Here is a 17,796-nt window from a genome sequence, read left to right as displayed (position 1 = left end):
TTTAAGCCTCTTCCATGTCGTTAATTGTTTGAGTATTTTGAGGTACTATTTTTTCATCACTTCGAACCAACCTGACGGTCACACGCCGATTCTTCGCCTGTCCTTCGCCTGTATCATTATTCGACACTGGATAACGAGAACCATGTGAGCGTATTTGTATCTTTTTTTTCGAAATGCCGTAGCTTAAAAGAACATCAGCGATTGCATTTGCTCTTCGCTCAGATAGAGCTAAGTTGTTTAAGTCGGAACCAATATTGTCGCTGTACCCATCGATAAGAATACGGGAAATACTATCGTCTGCATCAAGATAGGTAGTAAAGGCATATAGGGTCTTTTGCTGCGTATTATCAAGGTGGTGCTCTCCTGCAGGAAAAGAGAAAGTAAGATCTCTTGCGGTCACATAAGACATATGAGGGAGGCGAGATAAGCAGCGCTGAAACTGTGCAAGTGGCTTTTGAATATAGGTAGTTGGCAGTAGTAGAGATTGAGGTTCGGAAACTTGTTTTCCGCTGAAGCTGAGTTTGATCCAATTACCTTGCTTTATCTTATCTAAAAGAAGGTTTATATCTTGATTGAATATCAACTTACCATCCATAATAGGAACATGATGGCCAATCCCCTTAAAACTATTATTTTCACCCCAAGGTTCAGGAGCACTATATAATTCACCATACCTAAAATGGTGATTATTTCTTTCCAAATTAACCTTTAAATTGGTCTTACCTATTTCCTCCGACCGGAAAGAAAACTTCCCATAGGAAAGGCTATTGAAAATTAAACTACACTTTAAGCTACTTCCACTATAAACCCATTTTACTTCATCCATCGGTATTTCTTGTTCAAAATTTGCCAAAGCAGATGAGAAGTAGAAAATAATAAGAAACAAATATTTTTTTTTGACTTTGATATTCATAACTATTCTTTTGGAACCAACTTATTATTGATGAATTTATTTTTATAGATGTTATTTAGTATGGGCGACTGTAAGAGTCATAATATTTAACCAACAAGCTCAATAACTTAAACATTTTTCATTCGATGCCACTAAATGTGTAACAAATCATTAAAAATCATTTAAAACCAATTGCATACAAAATATTAATATGCATCAAGTTCCTCTATAAGACATTCATAACTTGCATGTATTGCAAACTAACCTTTTTTATTTTTAATGAGAAGATGTGAATTAGGAATTAAAATCAACATATGGAGTAAAGTCACAAATTTAATAAACAAGACTTATTTGCAACAAAAAAATCTATGAATAATGCAATAAATTAAGGTAGAAATTTATATAAGCGATTTGTCATGAAATGGTAAAATATAAATGAAACCTCTCAGAAAGATATCTATTCCAGACTTTCAAACCCTAGGTGTTGAGTCTCTGGGAAAGCCAATTCACATAATTCGAGATAAACTGGATTATCTAATATCAAACTCGTGCAATATTTTAACCTATGAACTTCAGAACTGGTTAAAATCATATAATATCAAATGTAATATCAATATTGTTTCACTTCACACCTTCTCAGTGGATGAAATGAATAAATCATTAATAAGTACATTTAATCATCAGTCTGGCGGTAAGATTTTTACTTCTATTGATACTCCAACCTTAATTAAACTTGCCGATAGTTTTTATGCTACGAAATTAGAGCGAAACTGTAGTGAGCTTAGTAACAGCGATCTTCGCCTTCAAGAAAAAGTCGGGACCATTATCGCGACTTGGTTGGCACCGCAGGAAATGTGGACTCGATGTGACTTTGAGCCAGCTCAAGGAACGGGGCTGTATGCCTCTATCAATATCAACTTCGACGATCACCAAGGTAACATCCATATCAAGCTAGATGAAGCGCTCGTCGATACGCTGACTCAAGAGTTAGATTTACAACCTAAGGAGTCCATGTATCTTCCTTTTTGCCAATCTCTCGAGTCCACACCAGTCAAACTCAACGCTTTACTATGTCAAAAACGCATGCTCCTTAGTGAGCTCTTATCACTAAAGCCCAAAGATATCTTGCCCGTAGAGTTACTCTCCTCGGTTCCTGTCAGCATTGGGCAGCAGCATTTATTCAATGGCACAGTGGCAGACAATGACGGTCAACTAGTTTTAATTCTTAACCATGATAAGGAATCTTAGTAATGAGCGAGTCAACGGATATCCCAGCTTTTAATACCGATGAATTGGACTTCGATGATTTTCAACTTGAGGAAACACCTAACGAAGACTTAGATTTCACCTCTCACACTCCAGAGCGTGACTTAAGTTTTTTCAAAAATATCCCTGTTACCGTCACATTAGAGGTCGCCAGTAAAGATATTGCTCTTGGCGAGCTGATGAAAGCAGGTTCAGGAAGCGTTATTGAACTTGATAAACTCAACGGAGAACCGCTTGATGTTAAAGTCAATGGATCATTAATGGGACATGCTGAAGTGGTGGTGGTCAACGAAAAATATGGCCTAAGACTTATTGATGTTGTCGATTCAGCTCTTACCTCTGCGATTCAGTAAAGGCTAAGACAAAAATGACTAAATCTTCTTCTTTGATGAGGTGGATAGCGCATATTGGTTGGTTAATTCTCTTCATTGGTTTCCCTTGTGCTGCCAGTGAATCTGGCTTAACCATCCTCTCTGTTTCTGATGGTACATCACAGCAAGAATACAGCGTTAAATTGCAAATTCTGCTTTTGATGACTGCGCTAAGTTTTCTGCCTGCTTTTATTCTTATGGCCACCAGCTTCACGCGCATAATCGTCGTACTGGCCATTCTTCGTCAGGCTCTTGGCCTTCAGCAAAGCCCTCCCAATAGGGTGTTGGTGGGTATTGCTCTGGCACTTTCTTTGCTGATCATGCGACCTGTTTGGACCGATATCTACCAAAATGCTTTCCAACCGTACGATAAAGGTGACATCACGTTAGTAGAAGCCTTTTCGATAGCAGAAAAGCCCGTTAGACATTTCATGCTGGCTCAAACTCAGCAAAACTCGTTAGAGCAAATGATGCGCATTGCTAATGAGCCCATAGACTCACAAGTTGAGGACATTTCACTGGCTATCATTCTTCCAGCCTTTGTGATCAGTGAACTCAAAACTGCGTTCCAAATTGGCTTCATGCTGTTTATTCCTTTCTTAATCATAGATCTGGTTGTGGCGAGCGTCTTGATGGCGATGGGGATGATGATGCTGTCACCACTGATTATTTCCTTACCCTTTAAATTGGTTGTTTTTGTCTTAGTCGACGGATGGGCCATGACAGTGGGTACCCTATCGGCCAGTTTTGGATAGCAAGGAGACATCATGACACCAGAAATGACGGTTACTCTGTTCTCCAACGCAGTATGGTTAATCATCTTAATGGTTGCGGTATTAGTTTTACCTGGGCTGATTGTCGGACTGGGTATTGCTATTTTTCAGGCTGCCACACAAATCAACGAGCAAACCCTGAGCTTTTTACCACGCTTGCTTGTCACTCTGCTTATGGTGATATTCTCAGGTCACTGGATGCTAAGAAAAATCATGGAGCTATTTGATTACTTGTTCCATAACATTCCGGGAATGATCGGCTAATGGATATTACCTTTGCAGACATTTCACGCATGATTGGCCAATTTTGGTGGCCATTCTTTCGAGTGGGTACAGTATTTATCTCAATGCCCTTCTTTGGTGATGCTTTGATACCTGTCTGGGTTCGTAGCCTATTAGCGCTATCGATTGTGGTGGTTGCTGCTCCTCTAATGCCTGCTATGCCAGCGGTTGACCTTTTTTCATTCACATCGCTTTATTTGGCTTTTGAGCAAGCAATTTGGGGCCTGTTCTTTGGTCTAATTCTCCATTTACTCTTTAGTATTTTCACCACTCTAGGCCAAACTATTTCAATGCAAATGGGGCTGGGTATGGCCATTATGAACGATCCTGTTAACGGTATGTCGGTCGCCATTCTCGGTCGTTTATTTCTGATCTTCAGTACCTTGTTGTTTCTGTCTCTAGAAGGGCACCTTATTGTTATTGATGTTCTTATCCAGAGTTTCACCCTATGGCCCGTCGGCTCCGGGCTAACCTCTGCTTCACTCAAAGGGGTAATCAACATTTTTGGCTGGATGTTTGCTTCAGCACTCGCACTCGCTCTCCCTGCGATTGTTTCCATGTTACTGGCAAACATCAGCTTTGGCGTCATGAACAGAGCCGCGCCTTCCCTCAACGTCTATGCTCTTGGTTTTCCTATGACTATGCTGTTGGGTTTATTCAGCGTCTTAATTTCAATTTCTGGCGTACCGGGTCGTTACACCATATTGGTCAACGATACGCTGAGATTCCTAAACCAATATATGACGGGGGGCGGATGAGCGAATCTTCTTCTCAAGATAAAACGGAAAAAGCCTCACCACAGAAGATTAAAAAAGCACGTGAACAAGGCCAAGTTCCTAGAGCGAAAGAGTTCACCACTGCCGCGCTATTTCTGGTGGTTGCAGTGTATTTTGACAGTCAAATCTCTGTGATCTGGGACAATATCGCCGGTATCTTTCGTTTTAATATGTCCCTGACAAGGCAAGATCTAGAAAATCCAATGCAAATGATCGAGCAACTTGGACATAGCCTCGGCGTGATCATCACTTTGCTCCTACCCTTGTTTGTCGTCATTATTTTAGTGACATTAGCCAGTACTATGGTGCTTGGAGGCTGGATATTTCGGGTGGCCAATACGCTACCAAAACTGAGTAAGTTGAACCCTGTTACGGGAATCAAAAGAATGTTTTCGAGCCGTTCCTTGGTTGAGCTTATCAAGTCATTTATTAAAGTCTTGGTTATTTTCTCCATTCTTTATGCCTATTTGAGCAATCACCTTCAACCTCTGCTAGGTATGCAAAGACTGCCTCTTACACAAGGAGTCATAAATATCATGCAAATCTTGTTCGACGGCCTACTACTCATGGGACTCGCTCTTCTCATATTTGGTGTGATCGATATTCCTTACCAAAAATGGGAGCATGGAAAAGAGCTCAAAATGACGAAACAAGAGCTAAAAGAAGAGTTTAAAAACAACGAAGGTCGACCTGAAGTCAAGCAGCGCATCCGTCAAATTCAACAGCAATTTGCTCGCCGGAAGATTAATAAAATGGTGCCAGATGCTGATGTCGTGATCACCAACCCCACTCATTATGCTGTGGCAATCAAATATGATTTAAGCCGCTCAGATGCGCCCTTCGTTGTAGCAAAAGGTATCGATGAAACAGCAATGCACATTCAAAGGGTGGCGCGCGATAACCAAGTTGAAATCATCAATACTCCGCCCCTAACCCGTGCCATTTATCACACCACAGCGATAGAACAAGCGATACCAAGTCAGTTATACGTTGCCATTGCTCATATTCTTACTTACGTGATGCAACTAAAAGCATTCAAAACGGGCAAAGGTGAAAAGCCGATGCCTTTACCTCATTTAGCAATTCCCAAGCACTTACAACATTGATCATCCGTTATTAACCCAAGGACACCCGCTCATGCTCAATCGGATAGCGCAGATACAAAACTCCACCAAAGGCTATGTCGGTATACCGCTGGTCTTACTCATGATATTGGCGATGGTTATCCTCCCTCTTCCACCATTGTTACTTGATGCCTTATTTACCTTTAACATTGTGCTCGCCATTTTGGTTTTACTCGTCAGCACGACAGCCAAGAGGCCGTTGGACTTTTCAATTTTCCCAACTATTTTGCTGATCGCTACACTACTCAGGCTCACCCTCAACGTTGCTTCTACTCGTGTGGTATTACTTGAAGGTCATAATGGCGGTGATGCTGCTGGTAAGGTCATTCAAGCTTTTGGTGAAGTCGTCATTGGCGGTAACTATGTGGTGGGTATGGTCATTTTTGTTATTTTGATGATCATTAACTTTGTTGTTATTACCAAGGGGGGAGAGCGTATTTCAGAAGTGTCAGCCCGCTTTACGCTGGATGCCTTACCCGGCAAACAAATGGCGATAGATGCGGATCTCAATGCGGGGCTGATTGATCAACAAGGCGCTCGCCGCCGCCGACAAGAAGTCGCCAATGAAGCCGATTTTCATGGTTCTATGGATGGCGCATCTAAATTTGTACGGGGTGACGCCATTGCTGGTCTATTGATCTTATTCATCAATATTATTGGCGGTATCAGTATTGGGGTTTTTGAGCACGGGCTTGCCGCGTCTGAAGCATTTAAAACCTATGCCCTGCTGACCATTGGTGACGGGCTAGTCGCACAAATCCCCTCGCTGTTGCTTGCAACCGCTGCTGCAATCATAGTGACTCGCATTAACGATAGTGATAACGCGCTATCAGACACTATGCAAAAACAATTGTTAGCCTCTCCTAAAACCCTGTTTACGGTCGCGGCAGTAATGTTGATTATTGGCATGGTACCCGGCATGCCGCACCTTGCTTTCTTTAGCTTCGCGGCGGCATTAGCTTTTGCAGGTTGGCGACAAAACAAAACCGCTTTTTACGATCCCGAGCTTGAGCAAGTTGAAGTCATGACCCAAGCGATGCAGCAAGATGAAACGCCGCTAAGTTGGGAGGATATTCCACATGTACACACACTTTCTCTCTCGCTTGGCTATCGTTTGGTTCACTTAGTGAATAAAGAGCAAGGCGCACCACTCACCCAAAGAATAAGAGGTGTAAGACGTAACCTTTCAGAGCAAGTTGGCTTTTTACTGCCTGAAGTTCGTATCCGTGACAATCTAAGCCTTAAGCCAAATCAATACACGATAGCCCTAAATGGAGAAGTGATTGAACAAGGTTTGATTGAGCCTCAGCGCTTAATGGCGATTGCCGTAGGAGAAACCTATGGGGAAGTAGATGGCATTCTTGGCAGCGATCCCGCCTATCAGTTACCTGCGGTGTGGATCGAGCACAGTGATAAAGCCAAAGCACTCAATATGGGTTATCAGGTCGTGGATGACGCAACCGTCATTGCAACTCATATAAGTAAAGTCATTAAAACTCATCTCTCAGAGCTGTTTAATCACGATGATGTTGATGCCATGATGCAAAGGCTCACCCAACAAGCCCCCAAACTCGCTGAAGCTTTAGGGGCAGCATTAAATCCAGCTCAGCAACTAAAAGTATTTCGTCAGTTACTGCTTGACCAAGTGCCTCTGCAAGACATTAGAACCATAGCCAACACTATGCTTGAGTCATCAGAAAAGACAACGGATCCAATATTACTGGCCGCTGATGTTCGCTGTGCATTAAGGCGAACTCTGGTTAGTCTCATCGCCGGAACCAACGATGAGCTAAAGGTCTATACCTTATCAGATGAATTGGAACAGATGCTGATGACGTCACTCCAGCAAGCACAGTCTAACGGTAGTGTGAATCTAGATAGCTTTCCAGTAGAGCCTAATATTCTTGGGCAATTTCAGCAAAACTTGCCTTTGATTAAGCAGCAGCTAAAACAGCAAGGGCTAGCACCTATTTTACTTGTCATGCCGCAGCTTCGCCCATTACTTGCCAGATATGCTCGTACTTTTTCAGCAGGTCTGGCCGTTTTATCTTACAACGAAATTCCCGAAACTAAGCAAATTAATATTGTCGGAAACTTAGGGTAATCGCAATAATCGATTGATTCTCAATCTCCATTAATTGGTCCGAACGGGCCAGTTAATGGAATGAATATCACTAAAAACGTCTAATAATCATCAATTTTAATCGAAAGTTAAATTTTTTATTAATTTCAAACAAGCAGCGTCCGCCTCTTGTTAGTGACCAGGGGAAATCCTGAAGCCAACATCTGAGTATTGTTACCAACCAAGGAGACCAAGATGGCTTTATCAATGCACACTAACTACGCATCACTTGTTACGCAAAACACGCTAAGCAGCACAAACGACCTACTGACGACTGCGATGGAGCGCCTAAGTACAGGTATGCGTATTAACTCTGCATCTGACGATGCAGCTGGCCTAACTATCGCTAACAAACTTGAAGCGCAAACTCGTGGTATGTCTGTTGCTATGCGTAACTCTCAAGATGCCATTTCTATGCTTCAAACTGCAGATGGTGCTCTAGAAGAGTTGACTAACATTGCATACCGCATGAAAGATCTTGCAACTCAAGGTGCGAACGGCACAAACGGCACAACTGAGCTTGCTGCGTTAAACGCAGAGTACCAAGAGCTTGAAAAAGAAGCGGTACGTATTATGGAGCAAACCACATACGGTGCTGGACAAAAGCTGCTATCAGGTACAACAACTGGTGGTGCTGGCGGCGGTGCAGCAACTTCTGACGGTAAACTTTCTGAAGCGGTTACTTTCCAAATTGGCGCTTCTGGCGGCGAAACTCTCGAAGTAAATGTTGCAGCTGATTTACAAGGCATCGACTTTTCATCAACAGGTGATTTAGACTCTAACGCTAACGCTAACGCTCAAATCGCTGTTGTGGATGGTTTGTTTGATAAAATCAATACTGTTCGTTCGACTCTAGGTGCAAATATCAACCGACTTGAGCACACAATCAACAACCTAGCAAATATCTCTGAGAACACAGCTGCGGCGAAAGGTCGTATCACTGATGCAGACTTTGCTGTTGAGTCTTCTAACATGACGAAGAACCAGATGCTGATGCAAGCGGGTACAACTGTACTTTCTCAAACTAATCAGCTACCTGGAATGGCAATGTCTCTACTTCGTTAATAGACATCCATACCCTTCTAATATTTACTCCGTAAACTTGTTACTCCGCATTCTATCATACCCGTTGAATGCCTCAGGTAACTTTGCCCTCAAGCGCAGCTTGAGGGCTTTTTTCAATATGCTCAAAGGCACATTTACTCAACACTTCTATCAATTCGCGCGAGATAGATAAAATTAACACCTCAGTGTTTGAAAGGCCTGTCTGTTCTCTTTTGAAATTTTTGCTTCAAGCTTTTCCTTTGCCTGATTGAATATTTCATCTACCGAAGAACAAGTAAGTGACTTTCCATTTACAGAGATATTCATTTTCTCACAATATTCATCGACTATGTTATTCAACTCTCGATGTATAGCGATAAACTGCTTTTGAGTTAAAGAATCCCTTACATTTTTGCGCAAATCTTTAAATTCGAAAATCAACGTAATATCGGTCAAGTTGTATTGACCCAATTCTTTCATGGCAGCACTCTCTAGTGCACTTTTACCAGCCCCTGAGCTTACATTTAACCAAGTGGATACTTCACCTAATACTGAACGTTTATTATCTTCAGATGCATATTTTCGTGCCAACTCTGGAGGAAGTTGTTCAAGATATAAATCCCATTTGCGCGCAGCATAACTAATTAAATGCTGATTAACTGCATCTCGCTTGGTCTCAAACTCCTTACATTGCCTCTGCTTCTCAGCTTGTGATGGTTTAAAGATGCTAATAGCTCTGCTCTTAAACCCCACGTCTTTTTCTTTCCCCAGATCCTCAAAGGCTTTTTCGCAAGCTGATTTTACAATCCTATCGCCGTCACGACTACGCCAGAATTCATTCGAAATTACAGCAGGATCGTTTTCCATATGAAGATCACTGAACGAGCTGTTTCTGGTAAGTTGCACCGTGTCCTCAACGGGATCTGATAATTTGTCAGGCAAGTTATCTTGGCAAGATCGATGAAATAAATGTGTGGGTGAAATCGAACTCATTTGTAGCCTCATTGTGCTTACTAATTAATACTAAAGAAGAGTTTATCTGGAGATAAACGCATAGTTCCCAGTGAAAATAGCACTTAACCGGTTAGAATTTAATCAGGTAAAAACCTGACATTGCAATGTTAGCAACATGGTTGATCTTATTTTCTACTCAAGACTTTTACTCCACCTCACAAAATTTACTTAGACCAGCCCTTCTAACACTCCACCCAAAAATTATTAATGACTATTTTACAACCGCCCCAAAAGAGTCAAACAGACCTCAAGAGTCATAATGACCCAACCTCAAAGAGTCATAATGACATCTAAATTATAAGAAAGGTCATTATATACATAGATTTAGTACATGGCATGAAATATGTAAGTTAACTATCAGAATAGGAGACTTTGCTATGAAATTTGAACATAAACATTACCAACCTAATAGTATTTCAGAAAAGATTGCGTTGCTGGTAACCAAGCTGCTTAAAAAGACATTAAACCTTTTCTACGGCGGTAAGTATGCTCGACGGGCTATGTTACTTGAAACCATTGCAGCCGTTCCCGGCATGGTAGCAGGCGTATTTAATCACCTCAAAGCACTGCGCAGAATGAAAGATGATGGTGGTTGGATAAAAGAGCTACTTGACGAAGCCGACAACGAACGCATGCATCTGATGATATTTTTACGCATTACTCGGCCCTCAATCTTAGAACGTGCGTTAGTAATGTTGATACAGTTCTTCTTCGTTCTAGTTTACGGTGTCATTTACATTATCTCTTCAAAAACCGCTCACCGCATTGTTGGTTATTTCGAAGAAGAAGCCTGCAATAGCTATAGCGAATTTATCGATAAGGTATTGGACGGCACGGTTGAAAACTCTCCCGCGCCAGAGATCGCTGCTCGCTATTACCAGTTGGGTGAAAATGCCATGCTGTTAGATGTATTAGAGTGCATCCGCCAAGATGAGGCCAAACATAGAGATAAAAACCACGACATTGCTGATGCCTATAAATTTCAAGACCTTCCAGAGCACCAAAGCTAGCTCCCTGTTAGGAGGAATTATGGCAAAAAACAACCACAATATTGATGAAGCTGAATTTGGACTTTCAGTGGGTATTTCACACTTGATGACAGAAAAAGGTGAGCTTTTTTACGCTAATGAATCTAGAGATAGCAAATCTCGCCAAAACTTTATGTCATCAAGCTGGCAGAAAATCAAACATTATCTAACGTTCAATCAATAAAATCGCAGGCTATGGATAGAAGATCACAGGACAGGTTTTACCGTAAACATGTACCTGTGATTTAGCTAGGTATTCAAAGAAAAATAAACGTCTGACCTTTATATAGCGTCACGTTCATCTTCGGTTGACCACCATCCCATAAGACCGAACTTAGTCAGAGCCACCATAAAGACACCGATTGTCATTACCATGGTACCCATAGCAATATGCTCTGGTATCGCTGGTAAAATAAAGAAAATCATCTTTGGTATACAGACACACATAACCAACACTAAAAAGTCCATCATTAAATGGAAGGGTGTCGATACCTTAATTCCTTTACTAATCAAATATAATAAATTTACGCTCATTGTTTGTGACTCCAGTACTTCTCATATCGTCAGAGAAGCATATCCTGTGCCACAGAGGTAGCGATCCGATTAATCTTGATATTAGTCATAAAGTTATGAAAGGAGCTAACGGCATAATGATTGATTTGCCAAAAAAACGACGCTGATAACAGTCATTAAATTGCCGCTTTTTCTAATCTGTCGATTTGCCCCTCTTTAAGGTTAAATGATAAAACAAGAAGAGATAGTACTCCCTCAAGTACTCATTTTAACTACAGCCTTTCAACCTCAACATTTACATAAGGCAATGCATCAAAAGTGTTAATTACTTTACACTCCAACCAGTTATCAAGAGATCGCCTCACACCAGCTGGTTTGCTTTTTATAGGAAAACGTCACTCGATATTGTTGATTTATATCATGAAGCTGTTATGAGAGCATGCCAGATGCGGTGTTACTTAATCTAAGCTCGTAACATTATAGAGGTGAACAAAAGCAGGTACCAAATCCGTCACAAAAGGAGACTTCACCATCAGGGCAAAGACCAGCAGCAGTCGAAGTGGCAGCAGAGAAAAGAATAGCAAGAGATAAAATTAGCTTTTTAGACATTGTATGACCTTATATGTAAAGCGTCACGATAGGTTGTAGTTTTATAAATGCGAACCCATTGCTAACAACTTGTTAATTAGAGATCGAAAATATAATGGATTATTTAATTATCTAAAACCATAAAAAACATATAGTTAGACTTAAACCCCAAATATGGTTATTAGACTCGTTATATTTTGGTTTTTTATCACATTAACCAATATTTAACCCTTCAATATAAAACATGACACCTATCGAATTGAAGAAAAATTCAAAGACATAAAATTTACTATCTAGCCTATAAGTATTACTTATTCCATTATTAATAATTTTATCTTTAACCACATTCAAATCAGAGATATACATGGTGTAATGCCCTATGGCAAAGCAGTTCAAATAAGGCGAATTGACCTTAACACTGAAACTTAATATGGAAGAGATAATGACTAAAAAGCTAACTACTGCTGCAGGCTGCCCTGTCAGCAATAACCAAAATGTAATGACGGCTGGGCCTCGGGGTCCACAACTACTCCAAGATGTATGGTTTCTTGAAAAATTAGCTCACTTTGATCGCGAAGTGATACCTGAAAGACGTATGCATGCCAAAGGCTCTGGCGCTTATGGTACTTTCACCGTCACTCATGATATTACAAAATACACGCGAGCAAAGATCTTCTCAGAAATCGGCAAAAAAACCGAGCTATTTGCTCGATTTACCACTGTTGCGGGTGAGCGAGGCGCTGCAGATGCAGAGCGTGACATTAGAGGCTTTGCACTCAAATTTTATACCGAGGAAGGAAACTGGGATTTGGTCGGTAATAACACACCGATATTTTTTCTGCGCGACCCACTAAAGTTCCCTGACCTAAACCATGCGGTGAAACGAGATCCTCGCACCAATATGCGAAGTGCCATCAACAACTGGGACTTTTGGACCTCACTTCCTGAAGCCTTTCACCAAGTCACGATTGTTATGAGTGATCGTGGTATTCCTGCATCTTACCGTCACATGCATGGTTTTGGCAGTCATACCTTTAGCTTCATCAATGCCGATAAAGAGCGCTATTGGGTTAAGTTTCATTTTAAAACTCAACAAGGTATTAAGAACCTGACAGACCAAGAGGCCGCTGAAATAATAGGCAGCGATCGGGAAAGCTACCATAGAGATCTCTATCAAGCAATTGAAAATAAAGACTTTCCAAAATGGAAGATGTATGTACAGATCATGCCAGAGCTCGAGGCAGATAAGGTTAACTTTAATCCATTCGATTTAACTAAAATATGGTCACAAACGGACTACCCGCTTATACCTGTCGGTGAGTTTGAGCTAAACCGAAACCCAGAAAACTTCCATGCAGAAGTTGAACAATCTGCCTTTAATCCGGCAGCCGTCGTCCCAGGTATTAGCTTCTCACCAGACAAAATGTTACAAGGACGCTTGTTTGCCTATGGCGATGCGCAGCGCTATCGTCTTGGCGTCAATCACCATCAAATCCCTGTCAATGCACCTAAATGTCCAGTTCACAGCTACCACCGTGATGGAGCAATGCGAGTAGATGGTAACTATGGGTCTACTATCGGTTATCAACCAAACTCAAAACAAGAGTGGGTCGAACAACCTGATTTTTCAGAGCCACCACTGCGTATACATGGGGACGCGGATCATTATGATCATAGAGTCGATGAAGATTACTTTAGTCAAGCTGGTGATTTATTCCGCCTAATGAATAACGAACAGCGCCAAGCATTGTTTGATAATACGGCTCGCGCCATGCAAGGGGTGCCAAAAGAAATTCAAGAACGCCATATTAACCATGCTTTCCAAGCTGATGAAGATTATGGGAAAGGACTCAGAGCAGCTCTTGGACTTGATTAAAGTTTAGATAAGACGATCATTCGAGAGCTACAATCTTATGCTTAGAGCAAACCTCTAGTTGAATAACAAGCCTTATCGCACTATCCAAACAACAGATACCACATCATATAGTGGTATCTGTTTTATAAGAGAAAACACAAAATCAACTAAACAGCTTTGCTCTACTTAACAGCTTCGCTAGAATCAAGCCAAGGAGGGTTGTCTCCAAGAAGCTCGTTAGGGTTATAGCCTAGCAGTGTCAGATTGTCCCACTCTCTGTATAAATACCCTTCTATGTTAACACCTTCTTCATCTTCTTTCGCGTCTGAGTTATTCATGAACTCAACCGTTTGCATACCCGGTGGTCCAGATACAACAGGTGCAAATGGATGATGACAACTTTGGTATGGTCCGTAAGTATTCGTATCACAAACGCTGACCGTTAAATTGCTAATTTCCTCTGGAGAGTCATACGTAATAAGTTCATACCAATCTTCAATTGGTATTGCTTCGTCAAAGTTCAAAGCAGGATCGATAATATATACTTTGTCTTCAACCCTAGCTCCCAAAGCTACGTGATAATTCCACGTAGCCACATGATCTTCTTCATAATCGGAATAAGCACTAAGATTGCCATAAACAAATACTTTACTTAGTCTGATACTAAAATTTCTATCGATATAAATTGCCGCCATTCCTGCTCTGGCATAACACCCATCATGAGGATAAAGCCAAGATATTCTTCTAGGTTCAATGCTAGGATCAGGTTGAACCTCTAAACCATCATACGTTGCTTGCTGAAGAAACTTGGTATCTCTAGCGATCAAAAACATTTGGTGCAATTCTTCTATGCTGGTTAATTCTTGAACTGAGCTATAATCTGCTTCCTCTATTGGCAGGCTTAGATCATATGCTGAACCTTTTGACTCGACTTCATAGAATTTCTCATAGAGTTTTCTCTTCATTTCTAGATTGGCTTTATAGTCTTCATCACTAGCTCTTGCAGAAGAAAATAACTCATGACGTACATATGTGCTTGAACTTTCCAAGTCATCACTGCAATATACAGAAAAGCTTGCAATCCATAAACATATTAAATACCTCACTAGCATACCCCTACGCGGTTTTTAATAAATAAATATTTATCATTCATAATCGTGATTCCTTTCATATTTATAATTTCATTTTAATAAGTAAATAAAAACGATTTTTAAATATAAATCTTATTAAGCATGAGGTGGTTTTTAATATTTAAATGTTTGGAATACATCCTAATATTTTTTTCTTGTATAACCATTATAAATGCATATGTGACAATAGAACAAAATTATAATTGGGATTAAACGACGAGTAACAGCAAGTTAGAACTGCTATAAATAAAGAAAAAGCTCGCTTTTCTACCAATGATAGAGCAAGCGAGCTTTTTATTAAGAGGGAGCTAAAATGGCACTACTTATTTTGTGCCTTTGCTTTTTCTTGTGCCTTTTGCATGATTAATTTCATTTGTTCTTGCTGCTTTTTACGACGCTCAGCTAGAGTGTTTTTCTGCTCAGGAGTGAGCACCTGATACATATCATGCTCTGCTTTAATTTTCATCACCTGAATATCAAGTTGCTTTTCGTTGTAGCCACGAAGGATTTGCTTTACTTGTTCTTCATCAAACTTCTCGTTTTGCACCAACTTGGTCCACTGCTCTACTTCCTTGGCCATTTTCTCCTGACTCGGGTTTAAAGCTTGAGTTTTAGTTTGTAGATCAATCTGTATCTGTCTAATTTTGCTTTCTTGCTCTAGTGTAATACTCTCTAAACCAAAAGGCTTTGGTGGTGCGACTTTCGCTGTTTTCACAGTCTGATTCGCTTGCTGGCTCAACTCAACAGTATCGGGTTGATTATTATCAGCAAAAGTGGGTAAGCTCGCAAAGGTCAATACCGCAGCAATTAAATAATGTTTCATATATCCTCACAAATAAATTAAAAATATAAATAGACATGGCAAATATAAATAAGCCTGACTAGTTAAAATAATACTATGAACTCTCTAGACAATGCATTCATAGTAAAAGTTCCTATTTATATTAAAAATTTACCTAGTTACTACATTTCTATACTCATCAAGTGCTTTTAAAACATAACTTTGACAAAATGTTCTTGTCAGTTCTGTATGTTTATTTAAGATAGATTACCGGATCAAGTGTTAATTTTACCTATGATTTAAATATTGAAACATATCATTTGGTTTTATTATGGTTTAAAACCATAAGTAAATAATCATTAATCAGATTTTAAAAGTTTTTTTAAAAAAATGTAGATAAAATCAATCCGCATAAACATCACTTATAAATAATAGAGAGGCTATTATTATAATTTCAAATGAAAAGGTAATATTGATACCGGCATATAACCCAAGTGATGCCATTATACACCTAGTTTCGGAAATAAAAACACTATGTCGGTGTTCTATTGTGGTGGTAAATGACGGATCAAGTGATAAATGTAACTATATATTCAAACAGTTAAAAAGCCTTAGCCAGCTCGTTATCCTTAACCACAAGTCAAACTTGGGTAAAGGCCAAGCGCTAAAAACCGGTTTCTCCTACATTATTAACACAATGCCAGAAGTCACTGGCATCATTACCGCAGATGCAGACGGACAACATTCACCACAAGACATCATACGAACTTTAAACGAGTCAAGGTACCAATGTGGTCAAAGCAATAGTCTATTACTCGGTGCTCGTGCTTTTAATGGCAAAGTGCCATTTAGAAGTAGAATAGGTAATGCGATCACGGAAAAAATCTTCCAACTCGTGACCAAAATTCCTATTACCGACACTCAAACAGGACTTAGATACCTATCAACTGATCTTGCCAATAAGTGTTTGTCGATTGAATCTAATGGTTATGAGTTTGAGACAGAAATGCTGCTCTTGGCTACTCGTGAGAAATGCATGATAAAACAAATCGATATTGAGACTATATACATTGATGACAATAGCTCCTCCCACTTTAATCCATTCATGGACTCAATGAGAATTTACTGGACCTTTTTGCGTTTTACGGGCATTTCAATATCAAGTGCATTGATAGACTACCTACTTTTTTACCTCATCTTATTGTCTACTGACTCAACGATGAAATCTTTTATTGTCGCAAGAGTGTGTTCTGCTTTTTACAACTACACAATGTCAAAACGGATTGTTTTTAAATCAGATGGGGAAGGTTATCATTCAATAGTAAAGTACGTTTTTCTAGCAATTATACTCCTGATTTCATCCATGATTTTAACGCAATCACTCATAGGGAGTGGCATTTCAACCATGTATGCGAAACTCATAGCAGAATGCTTACTGTTTATTTCCAGCTTTTTTATTCAGAGGTATTTTGTGTTTCGTAAAAATTAACTATCCATATAATAATTCAAGTATAAATAAACTATCCTGCCTATTATGAGGCAGGATATCATTTAATATAAACCGAAATTTAACTTATAAGAAGTTAAAAGATACTGTCAGTGACACTGTATCAATATCATTATTACCAACTGAGTAGTTCATATAGTTCGCACCCAGAGATACAGGACCAAATATGGCGTAGTCAGCACCGACTCCCCACATAAAGTCTAAATCGTCTTCATCTTTGTAGCTAATGGTACTTGAATCTTGCTCCCAATAGTGAGCTCCTGCTTTTGCATATACCTGTAAAGGGCCAAAGTTAATACTCGGCTTGAGCGCAGCGTAAAATGATGAAGCTTCAACCTTGCCATTACCAAAATCAAACTCACCAAAATTGTTGTAACCCGCTTCAACACCGATAAAAGGTAAGATTCCAGTCCCTACATGAACTGAGTATGTGGTGGTATCTTCCGAGTTAAGGTCAGATTGACCAATAGATGCCCCTCCGTATAACCAAGAGTCGGCAGAAGCAGACGCCGATACACCGATTAACGCTAGCGCTATAATTGTATTTTTCATTTAACACCTTTAATGGACTTTCTTACATTGCTTAAGAACAAAAATGTCAAAATACTATATGTATAGCGCGTTGTACATATGTCAAATTAAAGTAATATATTAAAATATAAGGATTTATCAGGAAAACACATGACGGGTTTACCTATAAATATGGTTAAGGTTTGAACCTCCTTTACCA

Annotated in this window: 19 protein-coding genes; 12 read left to right on the top strand and 7 right to left on the bottom strand. The window is 39.9% G+C overall.

Annotation, left to right across the window (positions count from 1 at the left end; genetic code table 11):
• Position 1: 1 nt before the first annotated feature.
• Complete coding sequence (locus FIV01_RS04650) at positions 2-913, bottom strand: MotY family protein (RefSeq protein ID WP_152429947.1); 912 nt, start codon at positions 911-913, stop codon at positions 2-4.
• Between the two features lie 414 nt (positions 914-1,327).
• Here FIV01_RS04650 and FIV01_RS04645 point away from each other — a divergent pair, with 414 nt between their 5' ends.
• From FIV01_RS04645 to lafA, 8 genes are all read left to right on the top strand, one after another.
• Positions 1,328-2,140, top strand: coding sequence for a FliM/FliN family flagellar motor switch protein (locus FIV01_RS04645; RefSeq protein WP_152429946.1), 813 nt, complete (start codon positions 1,328-1,330; stop codon positions 2,138-2,140).
• A 2-nt stretch (positions 2,141-2,142) separates the two neighbouring features.
• Positions 2,143-2,511, top strand: a complete 369-nt coding sequence (gene fliN / locus FIV01_RS04640) for a flagellar motor switch protein FliN (RefSeq protein ID WP_152429945.1) — start codon at positions 2,143-2,145, stop codon at positions 2,509-2,511.
• A 14-nt stretch (positions 2,512-2,525) separates the two neighbouring features.
• Positions 2,526-3,284, top strand: coding sequence for a flagellar type III secretion system pore protein FliP (fliP, locus tag FIV01_RS04635; protein ID WP_152429944.1), 759 nt, complete (start codon positions 2,526-2,528; stop codon positions 3,282-3,284).
• 12 nt (positions 3,285-3,296) lie between these two features.
• The gene (gene fliQ, locus FIV01_RS04630; RefSeq protein ID WP_152429943.1) at positions 3,297-3,566 is read left to right on the top strand and encodes a flagellar biosynthesis protein FliQ; all 270 of its coding nucleotides are present in this window, start codon (positions 3,297-3,299) and stop codon (positions 3,564-3,566) included.
• Positions 3,566-4,342 carry a flagellar biosynthetic protein FliR gene (fliR, locus tag FIV01_RS04625; protein ID WP_152429942.1) on the top strand — a complete coding sequence of 259 codons (777 nt, stop codon included), beginning with the start codon at positions 3,566-3,568 and terminating at the stop codon, positions 4,340-4,342. The genes fliQ and fliR overlap by 1 nt, the downstream gene beginning before the upstream one ends.
• Positions 4,339-5,466 (top strand): flagellar biosynthesis protein FlhB, encoded by a 1,128-nt coding sequence (gene flhB, locus FIV01_RS04620; RefSeq protein WP_152429941.1) that lies wholly within the window; start codon positions 4,339-4,341, stop codon positions 5,464-5,466. Before fliR ends, flhB begins: the two co-directional genes overlap by 4 nt.
• 31 nt (positions 5,467-5,497) lie before the next feature.
• Entirely contained in the window at positions 5,498-7,588 is a 2,091-nt protein-coding gene (gene flhA / locus FIV01_RS04615) for a flagellar biosynthesis protein FlhA (RefSeq protein ID WP_152429940.1), read from the top strand.
• Between the two features lie 213 nt (positions 7,589-7,801).
• The gene (gene lafA / locus FIV01_RS04610; RefSeq protein ID WP_152429939.1) at positions 7,802-8,671 is read left to right on the top strand and encodes a lateral flagellin LafA; all 870 of its coding nucleotides are present in this window, start codon (positions 7,802-7,804) and stop codon (positions 8,669-8,671) included.
• A 174-nt stretch (positions 8,672-8,845) separates the two neighbouring features.
• Here lafA and FIV01_RS04605 read toward each other — a convergent pair whose 3' ends face one another.
• Positions 8,846-9,517, bottom strand: coding sequence for a hypothetical protein (locus FIV01_RS04605; protein ID WP_152429938.1), 672 nt, complete (start codon positions 9,515-9,517; stop codon positions 8,846-8,848).
• Positions 9,518-10,041: 524 nt separating this feature from the next.
• On the opposite strand from FIV01_RS04605, the gene FIV01_RS04600 reads away from it, so the two are divergent.
• Together FIV01_RS04600 and FIV01_RS04595 are read left to right on the top strand one after the other, a co-directional pair.
• Positions 10,042-10,674, top strand: coding sequence for an alternative oxidase (locus FIV01_RS04600; RefSeq protein ID WP_152429937.1), 633 nt, complete (start codon positions 10,042-10,044; stop codon positions 10,672-10,674).
• Positions 10,675-10,693: 19 nt separating this feature from the next.
• Positions 10,694-10,876 carry a hypothetical protein gene (locus FIV01_RS04595; protein ID WP_152429936.1) on the top strand — a complete coding sequence of 61 codons (183 nt, stop codon included), beginning with the start codon at positions 10,694-10,696 and terminating at the stop codon, positions 10,874-10,876.
• Between the two features lie 98 nt (positions 10,877-10,974).
• Here the strand turns inward: FIV01_RS04595 and FIV01_RS04590 are convergent, their stop codons facing one another.
• Complete coding sequence (locus tag FIV01_RS04590) at positions 10,975-11,226, bottom strand: hypothetical protein (RefSeq protein WP_152429935.1); 252 nt, start codon at positions 11,224-11,226, stop codon at positions 10,975-10,977.
• Positions 11,227-11,682: 456 nt separating this feature from the next.
• Positions 11,683-11,814, bottom strand: a complete 132-nt coding sequence (locus FIV01_RS20860) for a hypothetical protein (RefSeq protein ID WP_281361357.1) — start codon at positions 11,812-11,814, stop codon at positions 11,683-11,685.
• A gap of 418 nt (positions 11,815-12,232) precedes the next feature.
• Between FIV01_RS20860 and katE2 the strand changes: the two genes are divergently transcribed.
• The gene (gene katE2 / locus FIV01_RS04585) at positions 12,233-13,669 is read left to right on the top strand and encodes a catalase KatE2 (protein WP_152431653.1); all 1,437 of its coding nucleotides are present in this window, start codon (positions 12,233-12,235) and stop codon (positions 13,667-13,669) included.
• A gap of 161 nt (positions 13,670-13,830) precedes the next feature.
• On the opposite strand, the gene FIV01_RS04580 is transcribed toward katE2, so the two are convergent.
• The gene (locus FIV01_RS04580) at positions 13,831-14,754 is read right to left on the bottom strand and encodes a protein-glutamine glutaminase family protein (protein ID WP_152429934.1); all 924 of its coding nucleotides are present in this window, start codon (positions 14,752-14,754) and stop codon (positions 13,831-13,833) included.
• Between the two features lie 343 nt (positions 14,755-15,097).
• Entirely contained in the window at positions 15,098-15,601 is a 504-nt protein-coding gene (locus FIV01_RS04575) for a Spy/CpxP family protein refolding chaperone (RefSeq protein WP_152429933.1), read from the bottom strand.
• Positions 15,602-16,031: 430 nt separating this feature from the next.
• Between FIV01_RS04575 and FIV01_RS04570 the strand changes: the two genes are divergently transcribed.
• Positions 16,032-17,048, top strand: coding sequence for a bifunctional glycosyltransferase family 2/GtrA family protein (locus FIV01_RS04570; RefSeq protein WP_172971809.1), 1,017 nt, complete (start codon positions 16,032-16,034; stop codon positions 17,046-17,048).
• 84 nt (positions 17,049-17,132) lie between these two features.
• Here FIV01_RS04570 and FIV01_RS04565 read toward each other — a convergent pair whose 3' ends face one another.
• Positions 17,133-17,618, bottom strand: coding sequence for an outer membrane beta-barrel protein (locus FIV01_RS04565; protein WP_152429931.1), 486 nt, complete (start codon positions 17,616-17,618; stop codon positions 17,133-17,135).
• Positions 17,619-17,796: the final 178 nt, after the last annotated feature.

It is taken from the genome of Vibrio aquimaris (assembly GCF_009363415.1).
GTDB lineage: Bacteria > Pseudomonadota > Gammaproteobacteria > Enterobacterales > Vibrionaceae > Vibrio > Vibrio aquimaris.
This window is presented reverse-complemented; position numbering and strand designations above follow the sequence as displayed.

What these genes read in the sequence shown, in the direction of transcription:
- FIV01_RS04650 (WP_152429947.1), bottom strand. Translation starts at nt 913, where the DNA reads ATGAATATCAAAGTCAAAAAAAAATATTTGTTTCTTATTATTTTCTAC.
- FIV01_RS04645 (WP_152429946.1), top strand. Translation starts at nt 1,328, where the DNA reads ATGAAACCTCTCAGAAAGATATCTATTCCAGACTTTCAAACCCTAGGT.
- fliN (WP_152429945.1), top strand. Translation starts at nt 2,143, where the DNA reads ATGAGCGAGTCAACGGATATCCCAGCTTTTAATACCGATGAATTGGAC.
- fliP (WP_152429944.1), top strand. Translation starts at nt 2,526, where the DNA reads ATGACTAAATCTTCTTCTTTGATGAGGTGGATAGCGCATATTGGTTGG.
- fliQ (WP_152429943.1), top strand. Translation starts at nt 3,297, where the DNA reads ATGACACCAGAAATGACGGTTACTCTGTTCTCCAACGCAGTATGGTTA.
- fliR (WP_152429942.1), top strand. Translation starts at nt 3,566, where the DNA reads ATGGATATTACCTTTGCAGACATTTCACGCATGATTGGCCAATTTTGG.
- flhB (WP_152429941.1), top strand. Translation starts at nt 4,339, where the DNA reads ATGAGCGAATCTTCTTCTCAAGATAAAACGGAAAAAGCCTCACCACAG.
- flhA (WP_152429940.1), top strand. Translation starts at nt 5,498, where the DNA reads ATGCTCAATCGGATAGCGCAGATACAAAACTCCACCAAAGGCTATGTC.
- lafA (WP_152429939.1), top strand. Translation starts at nt 7,802, where the DNA reads ATGGCTTTATCAATGCACACTAACTACGCATCACTTGTTACGCAAAAC.
- FIV01_RS04605 (WP_152429938.1), bottom strand. Translation starts at nt 9,517, where the DNA reads ATGGAAAACGATCCTGCTGTAATTTCGAATGAATTCTGGCGTAGTCGT.
- FIV01_RS04600 (WP_152429937.1), top strand. Translation starts at nt 10,042, where the DNA reads ATGAAATTTGAACATAAACATTACCAACCTAATAGTATTTCAGAAAAG.
- FIV01_RS04595 (WP_152429936.1), top strand. Translation starts at nt 10,694, where the DNA reads ATGGCAAAAAACAACCACAATATTGATGAAGCTGAATTTGGACTTTCA.
- FIV01_RS04590 (WP_152429935.1), bottom strand. Translation starts at nt 11,226, where the DNA reads ATGAGCGTAAATTTATTATATTTGATTAGTAAAGGAATTAAGGTATCG.
- FIV01_RS20860 (WP_281361357.1), bottom strand. Translation starts at nt 11,814, where the DNA reads ATGTCTAAAAAGCTAATTTTATCTCTTGCTATTCTTTTCTCTGCTGCC.
- FIV01_RS04575 (WP_152429933.1), bottom strand. Translation starts at nt 15,601, where the DNA reads ATGAAACATTATTTAATTGCTGCGGTATTGACCTTTGCGAGCTTACCC.
- FIV01_RS04565 (WP_152429931.1), bottom strand. Translation starts at nt 17,618, where the DNA reads ATGAAAAATACAATTATAGCGCTAGCGTTAATCGGTGTATCGGCGTCT.